The organism is Streptomyces sp. NPDC031340, from assembly GCF_055569945.1.
In genome coordinates, this window is sequence record NZ_JBVIIE010000087.1 from 21455 (window position 1) to 27595 (window position 6141).

General features: G+C 72.8%; 5 protein-coding genes. All 5 read left to right on the forward strand.

The window, feature by feature from the left end; all coding sequences use genetic code 11:
* The first annotated feature begins 61 nt into the window (after nt 1-61).
* The 5 genes from ureA (at nt 62) to cimA (ending at nt 6030) form a co-directional block, all read left to right on the forward strand.
* Nucleotides 62-748 (forward strand): urease subunit gamma, encoded by a 687-nt coding sequence (gene ureA, locus ACZ5GT_RS38695; RefSeq protein WP_469036051.1) that lies wholly within the window; start codon nt 62-64, stop codon nt 746-748.
* The gene (locus tag ACZ5GT_RS38700; RefSeq protein WP_469036053.1) at nt 745-2418 is read left to right on the forward strand and encodes an urease subunit alpha; all 1674 of its coding nucleotides are present in this window, start codon (nt 745-747) and stop codon (nt 2416-2418) included. The genes ureA and ACZ5GT_RS38700 overlap by 4 nt, the downstream gene beginning before the upstream one ends.
* A gap of 9 nt (nt 2419-2427) precedes the next feature.
* Entirely contained in the window at nt 2428-3492 is a 1065-nt protein-coding gene (locus tag ACZ5GT_RS38705) for an agmatine deiminase family protein (RefSeq protein ID WP_469036056.1), read from the forward strand.
* A 9-nt stretch (nt 3493-3501) separates the two neighbouring features.
* Nucleotides 3502-4101, forward strand: a complete 600-nt coding sequence (locus ACZ5GT_RS38710; protein ID WP_469036058.1) for a TetR/AcrR family transcriptional regulator — start codon at nt 3502-3504, stop codon at nt 4099-4101.
* A gap of 324 nt (nt 4102-4425) precedes the next feature.
* Nucleotides 4426-6030, forward strand: coding sequence for a citramalate synthase (cimA, locus tag ACZ5GT_RS38715; RefSeq protein ID WP_469036060.1), 1605 nt, complete (start codon nt 4426-4428; stop codon nt 6028-6030).
* Nucleotides 6031-6141: the final 111 nt, after the last annotated feature.

Below are 6141 nucleotides of genomic sequence, written 5' to 3' on the forward strand. Positions count from 1 at the left end.
TGTCGTGGTTAGAGTGAAGCTCTAACTGTCAGGATGAGTCAGGACGAGGAGGTGTCGTGGCGTGCGGCTGACCCCCACCGAACGCGACCGGCTGCTGCTCTTCGGGGCCGCCGAACTGGCCCGCGCCCGCAGGGCCCGCGGCCTCAGGCTCAACGTTCCGGAGGCGACCGCGCTGATCGCCGACACCGTGTGCGAGGCCGCCCGGGACGGCGCCCGGCTCGCCGAGGCGATCGAGCGGGCCCGGTCCGTCCTCGGGCCGGACGACGTGCTGCCCGGTGTGGCGGACATCGTCACCGAGGTGCACGTCGAGGCCGTCTTCGACGACGGCTCCCGGCTCGCGGTGGTCGGCGACCCGATCGGCGGCGGGCTGGGGGAGCGGGCCCCGGGCGCGCTGCTGCCCGGACCCGGAACCGGGGACGCCGAGCCCGAGGCGGTCGTCCGGCTGACGGTCACCAACACCGCGACCGTGCCGGTCTCCGTCACCTCCCACTTCCACTTCTTCGAGGCCAACCCGCGCCTCGACTTCGTCCGCGCCACCGCCTACGGGATGCGGCTCGCCGTGCCCGCCGGGTCGTCGGTCCGCTTCGGGCCGGGGGAGAGCGTCGAGGTGGGGCTGGTGCCGATCGGCGGCGAGCGGATCGCGATCGGCTTCGCCGGGCTCGTCGACGGCGCGCTGGACGCGCCCGGCGCGAAGGAAGAGGCCCTGCGCAGGGCCGCCGCCTGCGGATACCTGGGAGCGGACGCGTGAACCCGTACGAGTACGCCGCCACACACGGCCCGCGGGCCGGCGACCGGGTCCGGCTCGGCGACTCGGGGCTGGTGATCCGCGTCGAGTCCGACGCCCAGCGCCCCGGCGACGAGTTCCTCGCCGGGTTCGGCAAGACGGCCCGCGACGGGCTGCACCTCAAGGCCGCCGCCGTCCGCGACACCTGCGACGTCGTCATCAGCAACGTCGTCGTGATCGACGCCGTGCAGGGCATCCGCAAGGTGTCCATCGGGATCCGCGAGGGCCGGATCCACTCCATCGGGCGGGCCGGCAACCCCGACACCCTGGACGGGGTCGACGTCGTCGTCGGCACCGGCACCTCGATCGTGTCCGGCGAGGGGCTCATCGCCACCGCGGGCGCCGTCGACACGCACGTCCACCTGCTGTCGCCGCGGATCATGGAGGCGTCGCTGGCGTCCGGCGTGACCACGATCATCGGGCAGGAGTTCGGCCCGGTCTGGGGCGTCGGCGTCAACTCGCCGTGGGCGCTGCGGCACGCGTTCGACGCCTTCGACGCCTGGCCGGTCAACATCGGCTTCCTCGCCCGGGGTTCGTCGTCCGGCCCGGCGCCCCTGGTCGAGGCGCTGGCCGAGGGCGGCGCGTGCGGGTTCAAGGTGCACGAGGACATGGGCGCCCACACCCGGGCGCTGGACACCGCGCTGCGCGTCGCCGAGGAGCACGACGTCCAGGTGGCCCTGCACAGCGACGGGCTGAACGAGTGCCTGTCGGTGGAGGACACCCTGCGCGTGCTGGAGGGCCGCACCGTGCACGCCTTCCACATCGAGGGCTGCGGCGGCGGACACGTGCCGAACGTGCTGAAGATGGCCGGGGTCGCCAACGTCATCGGCTCCTCCACCAACCCGACCCTGCCCTTCGGCCGGGACGCCGTCGCCGAGCACTACGGCATGATCGTCTCCGTCCACGACCTGAAGCCCGACCTGCCCGGCGACGCCGCCATGGCCCGCGACCGCATCCGGGCCGGCACCATGGGCGCCGAGGACGTGCTGCACGACCTGGGCGCCATCGGCATCACCTCGTCCGACGCGCAGGGCATGGGCCGGGCCGGGGAGACCGTCCGCCGCACCTTCGCCATGGCCGGGAAGATGAAGGCCGAGTTCGGCGCCCCGGACGAGGGCGACGACAACGAGCGCGTGCTGCGCTACATCGCCAAGCTGACCGTCAACCCGGCCATCGCGCACGGACTTTCCCACGAGGTCGGCTCCATCGAGGTCGGCAAGCTGGCCGACATCGTGCTGTGGCGGCCGGAGTTCTTCGGCGCCAAGCCGCAACTGGTGCTCAAGGCCGGCTTCCCCGCGTACGGCGTGACCGGGGACCCCAACGCGGCCACCGACACCTGCGAACCCCTGGTCCTCGGACCGCAGTTCGGGGCGTACGGGGCCACCCCCGCGGAGATCTCCGTGGCGTTCGTCGCGCAGGCCGCCCTCGACCGGGGCGGCGACACCATGCCGACGCGCAGACGCCGGGTCGCCGTCCGCGGCACGCGCGGCATCGGCCCGGCCGACCTGCGCCTGAACTGCCGTACCGGAACGGTCGACGTCGATCCGCGCACCGGGCTGGTCACCCTCGACGGCGAGCCGGTCCGCTCCGACCCCGCCGACTCGGTCAGTCTCAACCGCCTGTACTTCCTGTGAGGAACACCCATGTCCGCAGCCGCCGACGGCTTCCGCATGCCCCCCGAGTGGGCCCCGCACGAGCGCACCTGGATGGCGTGGCCGGGCCCCAACCCGACCTTCCACGACCCCGAGGCCCTCGCCGCCTCCCGCATCGCCTGGGCGTCCGTCGCCCGTGCGGTACGCCGCTTCGAGCCGGTGACGGTGGTGTGCGGCCCCGGACAGGCGGACGGGGCGCGGGCGCTGCTCGGCCCCGGCGTCGACACCGTCGAGCGGGAACTCGACGACGCCTGGATGCGTGACATCGGCCCCACCTTCCTCACCAACGGGCGCGAACTGGCCGCCGTCGACTGGACGTTCAACGGCTGGGGCGCCCAGGACTGGGCCCGCTGGGAACACGACGCGAAGATCGCCGCGCACGTCGCCGACCTCGCCGGGGCCCGGACGTACACCTCGGAACTGGTCAACGAGGGCGGCGCGATCCACGTCGACGGCGAGGGCACGGTGCTGCTGACCGAGACCGTGCAGCTCGGCCCCGAGCGCAACCCGCACTGGACGCGCGAGCGGGTCGAGGCGGAGATCCACGCCCAGCTCGGCACCCGCAGGGCGATCTGGCTGCCGCGCGGCCTGACCGGCGACTACCCTCCCCCACTGCCCGAAAGGCGTGGGGGGACCCCCGACGGCTACGGCACCCTCGGCCACGTCGACATCGTCGCCGCGTTCGCCCGGCCCGGCGTCGTGGTCGCGCACCACCAGCCGGACCCGGCGCACCCCGACCACGAGGTGACCAAGGAGGTCATCGGCATCCTGAAGTCCGCCACCGACGCCCGCGGCCGCCGCCTGGAGGTCGTCGAGATCCCCGCCCCCACCGTCCTGGAGGCCGACGGCCGCTGGGCCGACTGGTCCTACATCAACCACTACCTCTGCAACGGCGGCGTGGTCCTGTGCGGCTTCGACGACCCGCGCGACGAGATCGCGGCGGGCATCTTCCGCCGACTGTTCCCCGAACGGACGGTGACCCTGGTGGACGCCCGTACGATCTTCTCCGGAGGCGGTGGCATCCACTGCGTCACCCAGCAGCAGCCGAGGATCTAGGAGCAACGGATGGCCGGTGCGCGCAGGAACGCGCCGCCGCGCGAGGAGGTCCTCGCCGCAGCCATGGACATGATCGCGGAACGCGGTCTGGAGAAGCTGACCATGGCGGCGCTGGGAACCGCGGTAGGGATGAGCAGCGGCCACCTGCTCTACTACTTCCACTCCAAGGACGAACTGCTGCTGCAGACCCTGGAGTGGAGCGAGGGCCGGCTCGGCGCCGAGCGCGGACGCCTGCTGGCCCGCCCCGGCACGGCCCGCGAACGGCTCGACGCGTACGTCGACCTCTACGTGCCCGACGGCCACCGCGACCCGCACTGGACGCTGTGGCTGGAGGTGTGGAACCGCTCGCAGAACGCCGACGAACGCGCCCGCGACCGCCAGGCCGCCATCGAACTCGCCTGGCACCGCGACCTCGTCGCGCTGCTCGCGGAGGGCATCTCACGCGGCGAGTTCCGCGCGGTCGACCCCGACCGCTTCGGCACCCGCCTGCGCGCCCTGCTGGACGGTCTCTCCCTCCACGTCGCGATCGGCCTGCGCGGCACGGACCGGCAGAACGTCCTCACCCATGTGGCTGAATTCCTCGCTCAGACCCTGCTCCCGGAGCGCTGAGCACCGCCCGCGGTGACCAGGGCGGTGCTCGCATCCTGAGACGGGCCGCGGGTGCGCGGGCGGTATGTGCCACACTGCCCCCGTGCTCTCGTTCGCCATGATTATTGGCAGCAGGCGCGCCGGTCCGCAGTGACCGCCACGTACGACCAGGTACGGGCGGACACCGTCGTCCTCGACCCGCGCGCAGACCTCTCGCACCCGCGAGGGGTTTTTCGCTTTTCTGGCCCACCTTCAGCCGGGGGCGCAGCGCGAGGGATCATTGGAGGACGGTGGAGCCGGTCATTCCGGTAAAGACCGAGATCCGACATCAGGAGCCTTGAGACCATGACCGCAACCAGCGAGCTCGACGATTCGTTCCACGTCTTCGACACCACCCTGCGTGACGGCGCGCAGCGCGAGGGCATCAACCTCACCGTCGCGGACAAGCTGGCCATCGCACGGCACCTGGACGACTTCGGCGTGGGCTTCATCGAGGGCGGCTGGCCCGGCGCCAACCCGCGGGACACCGAGTTCTTCGCCCGCGCCCGGCAGGAGATCGACTTCCGGCACGCCCGGCTCGTCGCGTTCGGCGCCACCCGCCGCGCCGGCGCCAAGGCGGCCGAGGACCCGCAGGTCAAGGCGCTCCTGGACTCGGGCGCCGAGGTGATCACCCTGGTCGCGAAGTCCCACGACCGGCACGTCGAGCTGGCGCTGCGCACCACGCTCGAGGAGAACCTGGAGATGGTCCGCGACACCGTGTCCCACCTGCGCGAGCAGGGCCGCAGGGTCTTCGTGGACTGCGAGCACTTCTTCGACGGCTACCGCGCGAACCCCGAGTACGCGAAGTCCGTCGTACGGGCCGCGGCGGAGGCGGGCGCGGACGTGGTGGTGCTGTGCGACACCAACGGCGGCATGCTCCCGGCGCAGATCCAGGCGGTGGTCTCCACGGTGCGGGCCGACACCGGCGCCCGGCTCGGCATCCACGCCCAGGACGACACGGGCTGCGCGGTCGCCAACACCCTCGCCGCCGTCGACGCGGGCGCCACCCACGTCCAGTGCACGGCGAACGGCTACGGCGAGCGGGTCGGCAACGCCAACCTCTTCCCGATCGTCGCCGCCCTGGAGCTGAAGTACGGCAAGAAGGTCCTGCCGGAGGGCCGGCTGCGCGAGATGACCCGCATCTCGCACGCCATCGCCGAGGTCGTGAACCTCACCCCCTCCACCCACCAGCCCTACGTCGGCGTCTCCGCGTTCGCGCACAAGGCCGGCCTGCACGCCTCCGCGATCAAGGTCGACCCGGACCTGTACCAGCACATCGACCCCGAGCTGGTCGGCAACACCATGCGGATGCTGGTCTCCGACATGGCCGGCCGCGCCTCCGTCGAGCTCAAGGGCAAGGAACTCGGCATCGACCTCGGCGGCGACCGGGAACTGGTCGGCCGGGTCGTCGAGCGGGTCAAGGAACGCGAGCTCAAGGGCTACACCTACGAAGCCGCCGACGCCTCCTTCGAGCTGTTGCTGCGCTCCGAGGTGGAGGGCCGGCCGCTGAAGTACTTCGAGGTCGAGTCCTGGCGGGCGATCGTCGAGGACCGCCCCGACGGCACCCACGCCAACGAGGCCACCGTCAAGCTGTGGGCCAAGAGCGAGCGCATCGTCGCCACCGCGGAGGGCAACGGCCCGGTCAACGCGCTCGACCGCGCCCTGCGCGTCGCCCTGGAGAAGATCTACCCCCAGCTCGCCAAGCTCGACCTGGTCGACTACAAGGTCCGCATCCTGGAGGGCGTGCACGGCACGCAGTCCACCACCCGCGTGCTGATCTCCACCTCCGACGGTGCGGGCGAGTGGTCCACCGTGGGCGTCGCCGACAACGTCATCGCCGCGTCCTGGCAGGCGCTGGAGGACGCGTACACCTACGGTCTGCTGCGGGCGGGCGTGACCCCGGCCCAGTAGCCCCGTCGCGGCCCGGGGGGCGGGGGGGGGGGGGGGGGGGGGGGGGGGGGGGGGGCGGGGAGGGGGGGGGGGGGGGGGGGGGGGGGGGGGGGGGGGGGGGGGGGGGGGGGG